Annotated in this window: 15 protein-coding genes; 4 read left to right on the top strand and 11 right to left on the bottom strand. The window is 70.8% G+C overall.

Annotated features, from left to right (window positions below):
• Positions 1 to 23 precede the first annotated feature (23 nt).
• The 6 genes from ABZ193_RS00190 to ABZ193_RS00165 form a co-directional block, all read right to left on the bottom strand.
• Positions 24 to 521 carry a flavin reductase family protein gene (locus tag ABZ193_RS00190; RefSeq protein WP_354708275.1) on the bottom strand — a complete coding sequence of 166 codons (498 nt, stop codon included), beginning with the start codon at positions 519 to 521 and terminating at the stop codon, positions 24 to 26.
• 132 nt (positions 522 to 653) lie between these two features.
• A complete protein-coding gene (locus tag ABZ193_RS00185) occupies positions 654 to 1463 on the bottom strand; it encodes an alpha/beta hydrolase (RefSeq protein ID WP_354708274.1) in 810 nt (269 codons plus the stop codon).
• A gap of 32 nt (positions 1464 to 1495) precedes the next feature.
• Positions 1496 to 2227: a dienelactone hydrolase family protein gene (locus ABZ193_RS00180; RefSeq protein WP_354708273.1), complete on the bottom strand. Its 732-nt coding sequence runs from the start codon at positions 2225 to 2227 to the stop codon at positions 1496 to 1498.
• 26 nt (positions 2228 to 2253) lie between these two features.
• On the bottom strand, positions 2254 to 3207 hold the full coding sequence (locus tag ABZ193_RS00175; RefSeq protein ID WP_354708272.1) for a 3-carboxyethylcatechol 2,3-dioxygenase: 954 nt from the start codon (positions 3205 to 3207) through the stop codon (positions 2254 to 2256).
• 2 nt (positions 3208 to 3209) lie between these two features.
• Entirely contained in the window at positions 3210 to 4295 is a 1086-nt protein-coding gene (locus tag ABZ193_RS00170) for an LLM class flavin-dependent oxidoreductase (RefSeq protein WP_354708271.1), read from the bottom strand.
• A 1034-nt stretch (positions 4296 to 5329) separates the two neighbouring features.
• Entirely contained in the window at positions 5330 to 6256 is a 927-nt protein-coding gene (locus ABZ193_RS00165) for a helix-turn-helix transcriptional regulator (RefSeq protein WP_237339302.1), read from the bottom strand.
• A gap of 101 nt (positions 6257 to 6357) precedes the next feature.
• Here ABZ193_RS00165 and ABZ193_RS00160 point away from each other — a divergent pair, with 101 nt between their 5' ends.
• Both ABZ193_RS00160 and ABZ193_RS00155 read left to right on the top strand, forming a co-directional pair.
• Positions 6358 to 7275: an MBL fold metallo-hydrolase gene (locus ABZ193_RS00160; protein WP_354708270.1), complete on the top strand. Its 918-nt coding sequence runs from the start codon at positions 6358 to 6360 to the stop codon at positions 7273 to 7275.
• A gap of 25 nt (positions 7276 to 7300) precedes the next feature.
• A complete protein-coding gene (locus ABZ193_RS00155) occupies positions 7301 to 8734 on the top strand; it encodes a carboxylesterase family protein (protein WP_354708269.1) in 1434 nt (477 codons plus the stop codon).
• 3 nt (positions 8735 to 8737) lie between these two features.
• Here ABZ193_RS00155 and ABZ193_RS00150 read toward each other — a convergent pair whose 3' ends face one another.
• Together ABZ193_RS00150 and ABZ193_RS00145 are read right to left on the bottom strand one after the other, a co-directional pair.
• Complete coding sequence (locus ABZ193_RS00150) at positions 8738 to 9532, bottom strand: ATP-binding protein (RefSeq protein ID WP_354708268.1); 795 nt, start codon at positions 9530 to 9532, stop codon at positions 8738 to 8740.
• Positions 9529 to 10227, bottom strand: a complete 699-nt coding sequence (locus ABZ193_RS00145) for a response regulator transcription factor (protein WP_354708267.1) — start codon at positions 10225 to 10227, stop codon at positions 9529 to 9531. Before ABZ193_RS00145 ends, ABZ193_RS00150 begins: the two co-directional genes overlap by 4 nt.
• A 142-nt stretch (positions 10228 to 10369) precedes the next feature.
• On the opposite strand from ABZ193_RS00145, the gene ABZ193_RS00140 reads away from it, so the two are divergent.
• Positions 10370 to 11989, top strand: a complete 1620-nt coding sequence (locus ABZ193_RS00140) for a BBE domain-containing protein (protein ID WP_354708266.1) — start codon at positions 10370 to 10372, stop codon at positions 11987 to 11989.
• Positions 11990 to 12338: 349 nt separating this feature from the next.
• On the top strand, positions 12339 to 13388 hold the full coding sequence (locus ABZ193_RS00135; protein ID WP_354708265.1) for an NAD-dependent epimerase/dehydratase family protein: 1050 nt from the start codon (positions 12339 to 12341) through the stop codon (positions 13386 to 13388).
• 2 nt (positions 13389 to 13390) lie between these two features.
• Here the strand turns inward: ABZ193_RS00135 and ABZ193_RS00130 are convergent, their stop codons facing one another.
• The 3 genes from ABZ193_RS00130 to ABZ193_RS00120 are packed head-to-tail and all read right to left on the bottom strand — an operon-like array spanning position 13391 to position 16492.
• Positions 13391 to 14437, bottom strand: a complete 1047-nt coding sequence (locus ABZ193_RS00130) for a HAMP domain-containing sensor histidine kinase (protein ID WP_020418606.1) — start codon at positions 14435 to 14437, stop codon at positions 13391 to 13393.
• The gene (locus ABZ193_RS00125; RefSeq protein ID WP_237339295.1) at positions 14434 to 15132 is read right to left on the bottom strand and encodes a response regulator transcription factor; all 699 of its coding nucleotides are present in this window, start codon (positions 15130 to 15132) and stop codon (positions 14434 to 14436) included. Before ABZ193_RS00125 ends, ABZ193_RS00130 begins: the two co-directional genes overlap by 4 nt.
• A gap of 7 nt (positions 15133 to 15139) precedes the next feature.
• Positions 15140 to 16492: a hypothetical protein gene (locus tag ABZ193_RS00120; RefSeq protein ID WP_354708264.1), complete on the bottom strand. Its 1353-nt coding sequence runs from the start codon at positions 16490 to 16492 to the stop codon at positions 15140 to 15142.

Genomic DNA, 16492 nt, shown 5'->3' with positions numbered 1-16492 from the left:
AAGGGGGGCCGGCTGGGCGGACATCAGGACGCCAACGTGGACAGCGCGTGCAGCCGGCTGCCGTGGAAGACCAGCGGGGCGACCTTGTCGTGTGGCTGCATGCCCTCGACGCGGAGCAGCACCAGGTCGTGGTCCCCCGCGCTGATGACCCTGTCGATCGAACAGTCCAGCCAGGCGGCCGCGCCGTGCAGGAGGACCGCACCCTCGCCGGTCGTGGTGTAGCCGATGCCGGCGAACCGGTCCCCCGTCTTCGAAGCGATCTGCCGGCAGGCCCGGTCATGCGTCGTCCCGAGCACCGACAGCCCGAGCCGGGGACGGTCGGCCAGAAGCGGCCAGGTCGTGGAGGTGTGCTGCACGCACACCGACACCAGCGGCGGGTTCATCGAGACCGCGACGAACGAACTCGCGACGATGCCGACCGGAGCGGCGTCGCGCAGCGCGCACACGGCCACCACCCCGCTGGGAAAGGTGCCGTAGACCTGCCGCAGCGGGCCGGTCTCGTCTGGATCGGGAACGATCAACGCGGGCCTCCTGTCACGGCCGCGGGGTTCAGTCTCAGGAGTGACCGTGGCACGGCGCCGTGCACCGACGGTCTCGACCGATGGCATTGTTTTCTCCTCGTCAGCGGTTCAGCGGGTTCGGCGTTCCCCGGCCTACGCCGCTGCCAGGAACTCACGGATCAGAGCACCGAGCCGGGCCGGCACCTCGAACTGGAGCAGGTGCCCGCAATCCGCGAACAGGTGCAGGTCCGCGTGCGGAAGGTGCTCGGCCAGGAAGAGCCCCGCGGCGGGCGAGATCGTCCCGTCGTCCTTCCCGTGCACCGCCAGGACCGCGTGCGGTATGCCGGCGAGCACCGACTCGTCGTAGACCGGTGCGGGCTCGCCGGCCGCCATGGCGGCCTCGAACGACCGCCGCACCTCCGGCCTGATGGCGACCGCGAAACGCTCCCTCACGTAGTCGTCGATGCCGCCGCCTCGGGACAGCTGGGCGGTCACGAGCGCGTGCATCGCCTCCTCGCTCGGGCTCTCGTAGAACGCGGTGAGCGTGCCCAGCTTGGCCTTGACCGGTGTCCCGCCCGCGCCCATCAGGACGATCCGCCCGAGCCGCTCGGGTGCGTGCACGGCCAGTTCGAGCGCCACGCGGGCGCCGTAGGAGTGTCCGGCCACGTGAACCCGGTCCAGTCCGAGCTCGTCCAGCAACCGGAGCACCGCGTCGACGCGCCGCCGGAACCACGGCCCCGGGCCCGGGGGCAGGGTTTCCGGATGGCTGCTGCGGCCGAATCCCACCAGATCGGGCATGATGCACCGGTACGTCGCGATGCCGGGCAGGAGCGGCCGGAAGCTCAGCGCTCCGGTCGCGCCCGGTCCGGTCCCGTGCAGGAGCAGCAGCGGTTCGCCACCGGGGTCTCCCGCCGTCGCGACGTGCGTCGTGTCCGCGCCGGTGGCCAGGTCTTCCGTCCGCACGGGAGCGAGCTCCGCAGATCGCATGATCGGCGCTACCTCTTCCCCAGGGTCCGGTGGAACAACTCGAGCGTGCGGTCCCACGAAACGGACGCCGCGTGCTGCTGGTAGGCGGGCAGCTGCGGGAACATGAAGCCGTGATCGGCACCGTCGAAGATCTCGACAGTCGCTTTCACCGGGGGCCTGCCCAGCTCGTCCCGGAGCGGCTTGTTCAGCTCGAGCGGGGAGAGCCTGTCGGCCGCGCCGAGTCCGACGAACAGCTCGGCGGAGATCTTCCCGACGCTCCGATGGGGCGAGTCCGGGTCATCCGTGACGCAGTTCGACGGGTGCAGCGCCGAGCCTGCCGCGTATCCCGCGGGGTCGGCGGCGAGCAACCGCAGCGTGAAGCGCGCGCCCATGCAGAACCCCATGGCGGCTTTGGCGCTCATGTCGGCGGCGGGGTCCTTCGCGGTGACCTCCAGCATCGCGGCCGTGTCGGCAAGCACCATGTCGTCACTGAGCGAGGTGACCGCCGCCATCAAACGATCGAATTCCGGTGATCCCGGCCCTTGACCGATACCGGCCAGGTCGAAGGAAATCCGATGGCCGAGCCGGTGGTAGAGATCCGGCAGAACTGCGTAATAGCCGGAATCCGCCAATTTGCGGCTGACGTCGTGAATGTCCGCACGCAGTCCCGGTCCGTCGTGGTAAACGATGACCACGGGGAACGGGCCACTGCCGTCGGGATGGCGAACCGTGACCGTCATCGGCCCGTCATCGGTCGGCACGACTTCTTCTTTCTCAACCAATTCTCTCACCTGGTCGTTTCTCGTGGTCGCGCGGTGGTCACCGCGAAGCCGATGATCCACTCGGGGACCGGTTGGTAGAACGAAGACTCGGTCCGGTAAGGCCCTGCGGTTTGCAGCGCGGCATGGGCCGCGATCCACGAACGCACCTCGTGGATCGAACTGCCGCCCTGCTTGCCGAGCCACTCGACGCTCATCGCGTCGAACCAGGACAGGTCGCCCTTCTCGAACTGCCGGAGGATCTGCTCGTCGAGATCAGGATTCAGTGGCAGCAGCGGGGACTCACCGCGCGCGAAGGCCTGGCCGGCCTGAAACACCGCCTCCTCGCGCGCCTCCTGCTCAGCCGGCGTCCGGCGTTTGTCCACGATGTACGCGACATCTTCCGGTGGCGACTGGCGCAGCCGCGGGACCGGCACATCGTGTGACAAGCCGCCCGAGCCGACGAGCAGGACCTTCTGATCCAGGTTCCGGACGAACTCGCCCACCGCCGCGCCGAGGCGCCTGATCCGGCGCAGAGGTCCCAACGGCTCGGCGACCGAGTTGATGAAGACAGGGATCACGGGTTTGGCCGCGCTCGAGCCGAACAAATTTTCCAGCGGCTGGGCGATGCCGTGATCGACGACCATCTTCTCCGACATGGCCACGTCGAGATCCGCCGCCAGCAGGTGGACGACCAGATCGTCGGCGAGTGCCTGTGGCACGTCGAGCTCACCGGGACTGGTGTTGTAGTCACCGATGGCCGTAGCCGACAACCCGACGCAGAACGGTGGCATGAGTTCATACCGGAAGCCCTGGTAGTGGTCAGGGCCGAAGATGACGACGAGGTCCGGGTCGAAGGCTTCCACGAACTGCCTGGCGTCGCGGAGAGCGCCGTCGACCCGCTGCACGACCGACTCGCCCGGGTCGCCCGACCCCAGCAACGGCGTGTGCGACATGCAGCACAAGGCCAGCTCGGACGTCACGACTACACCTTCAGGGAGCGCAGAGCCGGCACCACGTGCTCGCCGAACAACTGGTAGGAGCGCATCGTCTGTTCCTTGGTGAGGGTGCCGAACGACCCCCAGTTGAGGAAGTTCCCGCAGCCGATGTGCTCCATCTGGCTCACGATCTGGTCGCGGACGGTCTCCGGCCTCCCCACGCAGATCGCCCCGATGTCGATGAGAGCGTCGAACGACACGTCCTCCCCGGCGAAGGGGCGGAAGAAGGACTGGTAGTGCTCGTAGCCGGCGGGCACGTTGTCGAGATCGTGGAACACAGCCGCTTCCTTGAACGCCGCGAACAGCGCGTCGAAGGCGGGCTCGGCGAGATCGCGCGCCTCCTGTTCGGAGTCCGCGATGAACACGTTGCGGCACACGCCCATGTCAGTGGGTTCGGCTTCGCGGCCGGCTTCCGCAGCCGCCTTCTTGTACTGCTCGAAAATCGTCCGCATGTTGTCGGTCGGTGAGAAGACCGAAGTGAACCGGAAGCCCTGCCGGGCCGCCCAGCTCACTGTCTGCGGGCTCAGTGCCGTGACCCAGATCGGCAGCTCGGACCGCAAGGGCCGGGGCCAGAGACTCACGTTGTCGTAGTTGTAGAACTCGCCCTTGAAGGTGAAGGTGTGTTCCTTCCAAGCGGACTGGATGAGCGCGACGGACTCCTCGAACCGGGCGCGCGTCTCCTCCATCTTGACGCCTTCGCGGATGAACTCGGGCTCGTCCACGCCACGTCCCAGGCCGACCTCGAGCCGGCCGCCGGTGAGGTAGTCGAGCATCGCGCCCTCTTCGGCAAGCCGGCGCGGGTTGTGGAACGCGGTGATGTTCGCCATCACCCCGATGTTCATCCGGCTGGTCCGCTGGGCCAGGGTCGCCACCAGCAGGTTGGGCGAGGGGCTGATGCTGTACGGCGTGAAGTGGTGCTCGGAGAAGAAGACCCCATCGAACCCCAGGTCCTCGGCGGCGACCCACGATTCCAGCTTCCAGTCGTAGAGATCCTTGCACAACCGCGGGTCGAACTTCGCGGGGTCGGGATCGTACGGGTAGCTGAAAATCTCAAAGAGCCAGGACTTGACCACTTGATTCTCCGTCCACTCTGACATTCGGCCGGTGTCCGCATCACGGTTCACGACCGGATCCGGTGCCGATGACGTTAGGGCGGAGTGCCACGGTCCGACGAGCCGTTCTTCGCTCGAGTCTGTCCACTTTTCGCACCGGTCGCGGCCGGAGACACGGTAGCGATCATCCCCGATCCGGTATCGGCGGAGGCCCAAGGCGACCCAGGCATCGCCCTCGGCACCGGGGCGCGGGAATTACAATTCATCCAAGTCGATGCCGAAGCCCGAGCCATCGTCGTAAGGGACTGCGTTCCAGAGTGACTTGGCGGCTTTCCAAATGGCTCTGACCACTGACCAGTCCACGTCGGAGCCGGTCAGAGTGAGAGTCACCACCGCGTTCGCCGACCTGATCCGGCCGGATGGTTCTGCGTCAGCGACCTGGCGATCATCGCCGCCGCCAAGGGTGACTGCGCATGGATCTCGATGTGGCAGCCGCTGGTACCGACGGGCTCGTCAGCCCGGTCGAGTATCGCCGACACCCAGGAGCCGCCAGACTCACGAGCACCCGGCCGAAGGTCAGCCCCCTCCTCGCGTGCCGCTGCCACCAAGGCGTCAAGCCCTCCGGCAGCGTCACTTTCACCAAATGCACAGTAGAGCCTTACCGCATGAGCCATGCCCACCCGCCGCCTCCCGGCCACTGGCAACAATTCGTACACCGAACGCCAGTGGTCCACTCTTTCCACGTCACTGTGGTCGGTCAGCCGTGGTTGCACCATGGCCGCCAGGGCGAGGAGATGCTTCAGCCGCTTCGCCTCGGCGATACGTTCGTCCGTGATCTCCGCCGAAAGCAGCGGAAACAGCCGGTCCGCGTCGAAACGGCTACTCCGTCCAGATTGCGGAGGTACCAGTCCAACTCGACCCCCGCCAGGAACCGCCGATCAGCGGACAGAGACCGGTTCAGCTCCGCCCTGAACTCCGCCAGCACCGTTTGCACCAGACCGGACCAATGGTTCACACCCTTGTCCGCACCGGGCCGGCCACCCGATTCCCACCAGTCAAGCGCGGGCCGGATGCGACCGTGCCCGATCCCGTCCATCGGCGGATACCTCCATGGCACCAAGGGCGTGCTCACCGCCGCTCGTCTGGCGGAGAAGTGCGAGCGCCTCTTCGGAGGGAGAACCGGCGGGCGTCGTGCACACGATGAGCACCTGGTCGGGCGAACGGGCGATCGACAGCGTCTGCTGGGTCACCGTCACCGCGCCGACGACGGGGTGGTGCAGGTCGTAGGACGCGGCGTCGCAGGGTGCCACGCGGTGGTCCCGCCAGAGCTCCACGAACTCCGGGCTCCGCATGGTCAGTTCGCCGATCAGCTCCGCGAGCAGCGGGTCCTGCGGGTGCTTCCCGGCGGTGATCCGCAGGTTGCCGACAACCGCGCTGGCCTTGCGCCTCCAGTCGGTGTACAGCTCCCGGCAGTGCGGGTCGAGGAACAGCATCCGGGTCATGTTCGGCCGCCGCGCCGGGTCGTCCGGGCTGTCGAAGTCCAGGTGGCCGGCCAGCAGGCTGTGCCCGAGAGCGTTCCACGCCAGCACGTCCGTGCGCCTGCCGAGCACCAGCGCCGGGACGCCGTCCACGGCGCGCAGCAGGTCCCGCGTCTCATCAGCGAGCTTCTCGGGCCGGGGGCGGCGTGCTCGCGGGGCGCGGCGGGCGGCCTCGGCGAGCCGGACGAGGTGCTCGCGCTCGTGGTCGTCGAGCCGCAGGGCGGAACCGATCGCCTCGAGCACTTCGGCCGAGGCCCCGCGGGACAAGCCCTGCTCCAACCTGGTGTAGTACGACACGCTGACCCCCGCCAGCCGCGCCAGTTCCTCACGCCGCAACCCGGCCACCCGCCTGCGGGGTCCGACGTCGCGCAGACCGACGTCCTCCGGTCGCAGCAGCGCCCGCCGGGCCTGCAGGAAATCGCCGAGTGGGCCGGGTCCGTCCATGCACCCAGTATCCAGCGCACGGCCGGTCCCAGCCACACCCTGCGAGGGGTAGGACAACGCGGGAGTGGTCCGCACCCGCCCGCGTTCCCAGACTCGGCGTCATGGAGCACAACCCCGAACAGATCGCACTGGGCGAGGTCACCGTCACCCGCATCAAGGAGTTCTACGGTCCGGTCGAGATGAGCCCGGACCAATTCTTCCCGGACAGTCCGGACGGCGCGTGGGACGAGCACCGCGACTGGCTGGTGCCCGACTTCTGGGACCCCGAAACCGGCCAGTGCCGGTCGGCGATCCAGTCCTGGCTGCTGCGCAGCGAGGGGCGCACGATCCTCGTCGACACCGGTGTGGGCAACCACAAGGACCGGCCGTACGCCCCGGTCTGGAGCCGCCTGGACACGAGCTACCTCGACAACCTCGCCGCCGCCGGAGTGCGGCCCGAGGACGTCGACCTGGTCGTCAACACCCATCTGCACATCGACCACGTGGGCTGGAACACCCGGCTCGACGGCCGGGTCTGGGTGCCGACCTTCCCCAACGCCACATACCTGATGCCGAAGCGGGACTTCGACTTCTGGAATCCCGCCAACGACAACGAAACCGTGTTCGGCCGGGGGAACCAGAACGTCTTCGAGGACAGCGTCACGCCGGTCCACGAAGCCGGCCTGACCCGGCTGTGGGACGGCTCCTACCGGATCGACAAGAACCTCAGGCTCGACCTCGCTCCCGGGCACACCCCCGGCTCGTCCGTGCTCGTTCTGGAGTCCGGCGGCGACCGGGCCCTGTTCGTCGGGGATCTGGTGCACACCCCGCTGCAGATCCCGGAGCCGGACACCAACTCCTGCTTCTGCGAGGACCCGGCCGGATCCCGGGCCACCCGGCACAAGCTGCTCGGCCACGCCGCCGAGACCAACGCGCTCGTGTTCCCCGCGCACTTCGCCGGCGCGGGCGCCGCCGAGGTCGTGCGCGACGGATCGAAGTTCGCGATCAAGGAGTGGGCGGCCTTCTCCCGCATCCGCTGACTCGCCTGGAAAGGAAGCGTTTTCCATGACCCACCACGCGCATCCCGTGGTCGAAACCCCGGCGGGCGCCGTGCGCGGCGTCCGCGACGACTCCGGTGAGTTCTACCGTGCCATCCCCTACGCGGCAGCACCGATCGGCGCCCGCCGGTTCGCCGCGCCCGAGCCACACCCGGGCTGGCCGGGCGTCCGCGACGGCACGCGGCCCTCGCCCACAGCGCCCCAGCCCGCCCGCGACTTCGGCAAGCTCGACATGACCCCGTACTTCGGGCCGGGCTGGATCCGGGGCGAGGAGTACCTGACCGTCGACGTCCGCACACCCGCCGCGGACGGCGGCAAGCGACCCGTCCTGGTCTTCGTGCACGGCGGCGGATTCGTCACCGGCTCGACCCGCGCCGCGCTCTACGACGGCCGCGCGTTCGCCCGCGACGGCATCGTCCTCGTGACGGTGAACTACCGCCTCGGCATCCCCGGGTTCCTCGACCTGGACGGCGCGCCGGCCAACCGCGGCCTGCTCGACGTGCTCGCCGCGCTCGGCTGGGTGCACGCCACCATCACGGCGTTCGGTGGTGACCCGGACAACGTCACGATCTGCGGCCAGTCCGCGGGCGCCACGCTCGTCGGGGCGCTGCTCGCGACACCGGAGGCGGGCGGCCTCTTCCGGCGGGCGATCATGCAGAGCGGCAGCGGAACCGGCGCCTTCACCCCGGAACAAGCGCGACGCGTCACCGCCGCGGCCGCTGCCGCGCTGGGTGCCGAACCGACCGCCGAGGCGTTCGCCGCGATCCCGGACGAGCGTTTCGTGGAGATCCTGCCCGCGTTGGCCGGACTCGACCTGCGCACCAGCACCGCCACGGACCCGCTGGCCGGCCTCAGCCAGTTCAGCGTCGTCCGCGCGGTGCAGCCCGCCGACGCCCTCGCCGACGGTCCGGCCCGCGACGTCGACCTGCTGATCGGCACCAACACCGAAGAAGGCCGCCTCTACCTCGTGCCGCAGGGCATCCTGGAGACCACCACGGAGGCGGACGTGCGCGCCCTCGCCGCGCGGGTGCACCCGGACCCGGAGACGGCGCTCGCCGCACTACCGGACGCGTCCCCGGGCGAACTCCGCTCGGCACTGCTCGGGGAGGCCCTGTTCGGCGCCGGGACGCAACGCTTGGCGCAGGCCCATGCGCGGCTTTCGGGCGGCCGCACCCACGTCTACTCGTTCGGGTACCGCTCGACCGCCCTCAATGGACGGCTCGGCGCCGCCCACACCGTCGAATTGCCGTTCGTCTTCGACATCGCCGACGAGCCGTGGCTGCACGGTGACACCGGCCTGCTCGGCCCGGACCCCGTCCCGGACGGCCTCGCCACCCGGATGCACGCCGCCTGGGTCTCCTTCGCCCGGACCGGGAACCCGGGCTGGGCCGCCTACGACCCGCGACGACCGGCAGTGGAGACGCTCGGCACCGCGCGCTGACGGTCAGGCGGGGCTGTCGACGGGGAAGGTGACCCGGACCGTGGTGCCCTGCCCAGGCGCCGAGGTGACGTCGACACTGCCGCCGTGTGCGGTCACGATTCCCTCGACGATGGCCAGGCCCAGCCCGGACGAGCCGCCACCGTCGCGGCTTCGGCTGGGGTCGGCGCGGTAGAAGCGCTCGAACACGTGCTGCAGGTGCTCCGGCGCGATCCCGTCGCCCTCGTCCCGCACCGCGATCAGCACGTCGCGCTCACGGGCGCTGACCGTGACGGTGACGGGCGTGCCGGGCCGGGTGTGCTGCACCGCGTTGCCGACGAGGTTGCGCAGGACCTGCTGGATGCGGGGACCGTCACCGTCGACGACCGCTTCCGCCGCCCCCTCCAGGGTGATCTTCCGGTCGGTGCTGACGATCCGGGCGTCGTCCACCACCTCGGCGGCCAGCTCGACCACGTCCACCGGCGCGCGGTTCAGCGGCTGGGCCGCGTCGAGCCGGGCCAGCAGTGCCAGCTCGTCGACGAGCAGCCGCATCCGGCCCACCTCGGCCTGCATCCGCGCCATGGCGTGGTCGAGCTCGTCGCGATCGCGCAGGCCGCCCTGGACGTACAGGTCGATCCAGCCGTGCATGGTCGTCAGCGGCGTGCGCAGTTCGTGGCTGGCGTCCGCGACGAAGCTCCGCAGCCGGTCCTGGGCCCGCTGCTGGGCGTCGTACGCCTTCTGCAGCCTGGCGCTGAGCACGGCGGCGCGCGGGCCGGCGAGCAGCGCGACGAGGGCGGGCCGCCACCGGGAGCGCCAGTTCACCGCTGCTCCGCACGCAGGCTGTACCCGAAGCCCCGCACGGTGCGGATCAGCGACGGGCCGCCGAAGTCGATCTTGCGGCGCAGGTTGGAGACGAACCGCTCGACCACACCCGCGTCGCCGCCGAAGTCGTACTGCCAGACGTGGTCCAGGATCTGCGCCTTGGACACCACCCGCCCGGAGTTGATCATCAGGTAACGCAGCAGCCGGAACTCGGTGGGTGACAGCTCGACGGGGCGCCCGCCCCTGGTCACCAGGTGCCTCGATTCGTCCACCTCCAGGTCGCCGCACGACAACACGCCCTCCGGCGCCGCGGACGGCACGCGGCGGGCACGCCGCAGCAGCGCCTCCAGCCGCGCGGCTACCTCCACCACGTCGAACGGCTTGGTGAGGTAGTCGTCGCCGCCCATGCGCAGCCCGCGCACCCGGTCGTCCAGCTCGTCGCGCGCGGTCAGGAACATCACTGGCACGTCGACGCCCCGCGAACGCAGCAGCTGCAGCAGGTCGAACCCGTCCGTGCCGGGCAGCATCACGTCCAGCACGATCACGTCCGGTGGGCGCGCCTCGATCGCGGCCAGTGCGGCCGGTACATCGGCGGCGGCCTCGACCTCGAAGCCGGCGAACCGCAGTGCGGACAACAGCAGCTCCCGCAAGCCCGGGTCGTCGTCCACCACGAGAACCTTGTCCACGTTCCCCATCACACCACGTCCCGCGTGGCTGCCGCGAACCTGACGGTTCGCTGAGGGTTGCCTGACGGTTGGTCCGCACCACTGGTGCCACCGGCGCGGCCGGTCCTAACGTTCCTGCCGGCACACCGGAAAACAGTGGGGAGAAATGGAAATGCCGACACGTCGTGGATTTCTTGCCGGCACAGCAGCGCTGGGCGGCGCGGCACTGGTCGCTCCGGCGAAGGCGGAGGGGATTCCGCTCGGTCAGGCGCCGGATCCGGTCACGATCCGGCCGGGTGATCCCCGCTACGAAGACCTCGTGCTGCGCCGGACGAGCGAGCGGTTCTTCCCGCGTCCCGGCTCCTTCCGCCTGCCCACCACCACCGAGCAGGTCGTGCGGGCGGTCGCGGACGCGACGCGCGAGGGCAAACGGGTGACCATGCGAAGCGGTGGGCACTGCTACGAGAACTTCGTCGGCGACGGCGCGGAGGTGATCATCGACATGTCCGCGATGCGGCAGGTCACGTTCGACCGGCGGCGCAACGCCTTCATGATCGAGCCGGGCGCGACCCTGTGGGAGGTGTTCGAGCGGCTCTACCTCGGCTGGGGTGTCACGATCCCCGGCGGCCAGTGCGGCGGTGTGGCCGCGGGCGGGCACATCCAGGGTGGCGGTTACGGGCCGCTGTCCCGGAGTCTCGGATCGGTCGTGGATTACCTGTACGCGGTGGAAGTCGTGGTGGTGGACCGCTCCGGACGGGCACGCGCGGTGGTCGCGACCCGCGAGCAGGACGACGAGAACCGGGACCTGTGGTGGGCGCACACCGGTGGTGGCGGCGGGAACTTCGGCGTGGTCACCCGGTACTGGATGCGCTCGCCCGGCGCGACCGGTGACGATCCCGCCCGCCTCCTGCCGAAACCACCCGCGGTGACACTCGGTGCGACGATCGGGTGGCGCTGGCAGGACACCACCGAGGAGTCGTTCCACCGGCTGCTGCGCAACTACGGCGAATGGCACGAGCGCCACAGCGCACCCGGCTCCCCCTACGCCAGCCTCTTCAGCCCGATGCTGATCACCCGGCGCAACACCGGCGCCGACCCGGGTGCGTTCGTCATGGTGGCCACAATGGACGGAACGCTGCCCGACGCCGACCGGCTGCTGAGTGAATACGTGCAGGAGATCACCGCCGGCGTCCAGGGCACGATCACGGTGGAGCCGCCGCACCGGCTGCCGTGGCTGGCGGCGGTGAAGGCCGGATCGCTCAGCCAGGAAGACGAATCCGGGATGTTCAAGGCCAAAGCCGCCTACCTGCGCAAGCGGTTCACCGACGTGCAGATCGGCACCGCCTACCGCTACCTGACGAGCACGGACCACCACAACGAGCGGGCGGTGCTGCTGCTGGTGCCCTACGGCGGCAAGGTCAACACCGTCGCGCCGGACGCGACCGCGCTGGCCCAGCGGGACAGCATCATGAAGGCGATCTACACCGTCACCTGGACCGACCCCGAGGGCGAGCAGGCGAACCTGGACTGGATCCGGCGCTGGTACCGCGCGATGTACCAGGACACCGGAGGGGTGCCGGTGCCGGGCAGCGTGAACGACGGCTCGTACATCAACTACCCGGACGTCGACACCACCGATCCGGAGTGGAACAGGTCCGGAGTCCCCTGGCACACCCTGTACTACAAGGACAACTACGCGAGGCTCCAGCAGGTCAAGGCACGCTGGGACCCGCGGGACGTGTTCCACCACGCCATGTCGGTCAGGCTGCCGGACCAGGCTGTGTCCGGCTGAGGCCCCCGCCAATTACGGCTCACGAGGTTCGAACTTCCCGGGAGCGGGATCCGCCCACATCTTCCGCCGCTCGGCCAGAAAGCCCCGCACCAGGCCGAAAAACAGGTTCAGGCTCTCCTCGTCCACGTCGCCTAGTCCGGATTCGCCTGGATGTCGGCCGATCATCCTGGTCACCAGCGAGGCCGGCTGGCGTTGTCCATCACTCAGCCTCCCGATGTGAACCTACCGGGATTCAGCCTCACTGCCCGCGATCGTTCGCGGAGCAGCGAGGCGCTCCCGGCATTACCGAAGTCTGACGTGTGCGCCGCGGCGGCTGGGTGGCTGCCGAGACGCCCCTAGGGTGGCCGCCATGCGGGTTCTTCTCACCGGGGGCGCCGGGTTCATCGGTTCGTGCGTTGCCGATCTCCTGGCCGCCGATGGGCACGACGTTCTGGTGCTCGACGACCTCCTTCCCCAGGCGCACGACAGCGACACGGTGCCGGCCTACCTCGCGGGGCACCGGTTCGTCCGCGGCACCCTCACCGACGCCGAAATCGTGCGTGATCTCCTGGACGGGGTGGACGCCGTGTGTCATCAGGCGGCCGTCGTGGGGCATGGGCTCGATCCGGCGGACGCTCCGCTCTACGCGTGGCACAACGACTACGGCACCGCGGTGCTGCTGGCCCAGATGCACACCGCCGGGGTCGGGCGGCTGGTGCTGGCCTCCTCGATGGTCGTCTACGGCGAGGGGCGCTACCGGTGCCCGGCTCACGGCCTGGTCGATCCCGCCGCTCGCACACCGGCAGCGCTCGACGCCGGCCGGTTCGAGCCGCCCTGTCCGCACTGCGGCGTCGACCTCGAACCGCTCCTCGTGCCGGAGGACGCGCCCCTGCGCCCGCGCAGCACGTACGCCGCCACGAAGCTCGCGCAGGAACACCTGGCCGCCGCCTGGGCGCGGCAGACCGGCGGCAGCGTGTGGGCCCTGCGCTACCACAACGTGTACGGGCCCCGGATGCCGCGCGACACCCCGTACGCCGGCGTCGCGGCGTTGTTCCGCTCCGCGCTGGAACGCGGTGAAGCGCCGACCGTCCTCGAAGACGGGCGGCAGCGGCGGGACTTCGTGCACGTCGAGGACGTCGCCGACGCGAACCTGCGCGCGCTGACCACTCCGCGCGCGCCGGGCGAGCTGACTCCGGTCAACGTCTGCTCCGGCACCCCGCACACCGTCGGCGAGCTGGCCACCGAGCTGGCCCGGGCCTTCGGCGGTCCGCCCCCGGTGGTGGCCGGGGGCGCGCGGCCCGCCGACGTCCGGCACGTCGTGGCCGACCCGGCCCGCGCCCGCGACCTGCTGGGGTTCACCGCGAAGATCCCGTTCGCCGAGGGGATCGCGTCCTTCGCCGCCGCGCCGCTGCGTGCCTGAAGTCAGTGCGCGGCGAGCGGGAGGCGGACCTCGAACCGGCAGCCCGCGCCGTGGTTGCGCACCCCGATCCGGCCGTGGTGCGCCTCCACCAGCCCCTTCGTGATCGCCAGCCCGAGCCCGGCGCCGGTCGCGCCGGACGGGTCCGGGGTGCGGGCCGCCGTGCCGCGGAAGGCGACGTCGAACACCCGGGCCAGCTCGTCGTCCGGGATGCCGCCGCACCCGTCGTCCACGGCGAGCAGCGCGTCGCCGCCCTCGACGGCCACCCGCACGGACACCGTGCCGTCCGGGGGCGTGTGCCGGATCGCGTTGGAGACCAGGTTCTGCACGATCCGCGCCAGTTCCGGGTCGCTGCCGAACACGACCGGCCACGACTCGGACTCGGCGCGCACGCACACCTGCTTCCGCCGCGCGATCGGCGCCTGCGTGGCGACCGCATCGCTCACGACGTCGCGCAGCGGCACCGCGGACATCGACAGCCGCAGCGCGCCCGCCGTGATGCGGGACAGCTCGAACAGGTCGGTCACCATGCCGGAGAGCCGTTCGCTCTCGCCGCTGATCCGCTGCGCGTAACCGGCAACCTCGCGCTGGTCGGAGACGATGCCGTCGGCCAGCGCCTCGGCCATCGCCCGGATCCCGGCCAGGGGGCTGCGCAGGTCGTGGCTGATCCACGCCACCAGGTCGCGCCGCGCGGCCTCGGCCATCCGCTCACGCTCGCGCGCCTCGCGCTCCCACACCGTGCGCCGCGCGATGGTCCGGCCCAGCACGATCGCGGCGGGCACGGTGACCAGCCCGACGAGCAGGCACACCAGCATCATCGTGGTCATCGCCGGGGTGAACATGAAACCGCTGACGCCGAGCACGCCGGTCAGCGTCGCCAGCACCGGGATCAGCACGAGCACCGTCAGCGTGGTGGCGAGCGAACGGCGCCGCAGGACGTACAGGACCAGCCCGCCGGCGAGCGCGACCGGCAGGGCGAACAGCAGCGCCACCGGCAGGATGTGCCAGGCGTGCAGGAGCATGTCCCGCCACGGTTCGGTGGGTTCGATCATGGCCGCACCGGGTCGTAGCGGTAGCCGACACCCCACACGGTCGCGATCCGGGTGGGCTTGGCCGGGTCGTCCTCGATCTTCTCGCGCAACCGGCGCACGTGGACGGTCACGGTGGACTGGTCGCCGAAGTTCCAGCCCCACACCTTCTCCAGCAGCTCCTCGCGGGAGAACGCGGTGCCGGGCTGGGCGAGGAAGAACGCGAGCAGGTCGAACTCGCGGGTGGTCAGCGACAGCGGCCGCCCGTCGAGGGTCGCCTGGTGTGCGCTGAGCCGCAGCCGCAGCCCGCCGTCGGTGAGCACGTCGGGCGCGGGTTCGCGCGCCGGCAGCCGCGCCCGCCGCAGCACCGACATCACCCGCAGCGCGAGTTCGCGCGGGCTGAACGGTTTGGTGACGTAGTCGTCGGCGCCCAGGCGCAGGCCGGCGATGCGGTCCTCCTCCTCGCCGAGCGCGGTCAGCAGGACCACCGGCACCGCGGTGCGTTCCCGCATCCGGCGGCACACTTCCAGGCCGCTCATGCCGGGCATCATCACGTCGAGCACGACCAGGTCGGGTTCGCGCCCGGCGAAGCGGCGCAGCGCCTCGTCGCCGTTCCCGGCGAGTTCGACGGTGAAGCCGCCCGCTTCGAGGTAACGCCGCACGACGTCGCGCACCGTCTCGTCGTCGTCCACGACGAGGATGTGGCCTGTTCCAGTCACGTCCGCCCTACCAGTACGTCAGCACGAGGTGGTTCACCGCGAGCGCCGTGACGGCCTGGCCGGCCAGCCAGACCCGGCGCCGGCCCGGCAGCAGCGACACCGCGGGCACCAGCCACACCAGGAATGGTAGCCAGATCCGCTCGGTCTCGGCCTTGGACAACCCGGACAGATCCGCCAGCACGACGGCCAGCGCCGCGGCGGCGACCAGCAACAGCACCGGGTCGCGCCACCGCCGGGCCAGCACCGCGCGCCGCACCCCGGCGACCACCGCGGGCCCGGACGCGATCACCAGGCACGCCAGGTTCGCCCACACCCAGTAGGAGTACGGCCGCTCGGCGGCGATGCCCTGGTAGTACCGCTCGACGACGAGGTGGTAGCCGTCGAGCCACCAGAACCCGGCGAGCGCGAACACGCCGGTGACAGCGAGCGCGCCGGCCAGCGCCAGCGGCAACGCTCGGGTGACGCTCCGCCCGGCAACCGCCACCGCCAGCGCGACCACCCCGAGCAGGACGAGCCCGTAGGACAGGAAGATCCCGAACCCCAGCACCACGCCACCGGACAACGCGGCCGGGACCGCCGAACGCCGCCCGGTCCGGAAGGCCGGCGTCGCGTGCGCGAGCAGGGCGATGCCCACCGCGGTGACCCCGGCGAACAGCCCGTCCGCGGAGGCGCCGATCCACACCGCGCCCGGGAAGAGCACCAGGAACGGCAGGGTCGCGCGCGCCGCGTCGGCCCGGCCCAGCGCGGACAGCGTCACCGCGACCGCGGGCACGACGAGGCACCCGGCGAGCACGCACACCACGGCGGCCCATCCCCCGCCGGACAGGCCGAGGCGGTCGAGCCACACGAACACCAGGGTCGCGCCCGGCGGGTGCCCGGACACGTGGGTGGTCCACGAGTCCGGCTGGAAGTCGAGGATCCGCGCGGTGAACCCGCGCAGCATGGCCGGAATGTCCTGGATGCCCGGCACCTCGCGCAGGTACTCGTTCGGGTTGGTCAGGCGCCCGGCGAGGCCGCGTTGCCAGCCGTCGACGAGCGCGAGCGCGAACGTCCAGGCCAGCGCCGCGAGGTAGGACCCGGCCAGCAGTGGCCGCCACGCCGTCGTCCGCGCGAGCGACGGTCCCCAGCCGACCACCGCGAACGCCACCATGACGGCGAGAACCGTGCCCGGTCCGGCGTGCGGCGACCAGAACCCGAACAGCGGCGCGGCCGGTGCGAGGAGGGTGACCCCGGAACCGGGCCGGTTGAGGTAGGCGCCGACCGCGACAGCCACCGCGACCAGCACGCCCGCGCACCCCACGGTCACCAGGTCCGCCCGGCGGCCGCTGCTCTCCGGCGCCCGCACCGCGTCCACCCGCAC

Source organism: Amycolatopsis sp. NPDC006125 (assembly GCF_040614195.1).
Classification (GTDB): domain Bacteria; phylum Actinomycetota; class Actinomycetes; order Mycobacteriales; family Pseudonocardiaceae; genus Amycolatopsis_E; species Amycolatopsis_E tucumanensis.
This window is presented reverse-complemented; position numbering and strand designations above follow the sequence as displayed.

Excerpts from the sequence above, each read along its gene's own strand:
- ABZ193_RS00155 (WP_354708269.1), top strand. The coding sequence starts at position 7,301 with ATGACCCACCACGCGCATCCCGTGGTCGAAACCCCGGCGGGCGCCGTG.
- ABZ193_RS00165 (WP_237339302.1), bottom strand. The coding sequence starts at position 6,256 with ATGGACGGACCCGGCCCACTCGGCGATTTCCTGCAGGCCCGGCGGGCG.
- ABZ193_RS00145 (WP_354708267.1), bottom strand. The coding sequence starts at position 10,227 with ATGGGGAACGTGGACAAGGTTCTCGTGGTGGACGACGACCCGGGCTTG.
- ABZ193_RS00140 (WP_354708266.1), top strand. The coding sequence starts at position 10,370 with ATGCCGACACGTCGTGGATTTCTTGCCGGCACAGCAGCGCTGGGCGGC.
- ABZ193_RS00135 (WP_354708265.1), top strand. The coding sequence starts at position 12,339 with ATGCGGGTTCTTCTCACCGGGGGCGCCGGGTTCATCGGTTCGTGCGTT.
- ABZ193_RS00130 (WP_020418606.1), bottom strand. The coding sequence starts at position 14,437 with ATGATCGAACCCACCGAACCGTGGCGGGACATGCTCCTGCACGCCTGG.
- ABZ193_RS00160 (WP_354708270.1), top strand. The coding sequence starts at position 6,358 with ATGGAGCACAACCCCGAACAGATCGCACTGGGCGAGGTCACCGTCACC.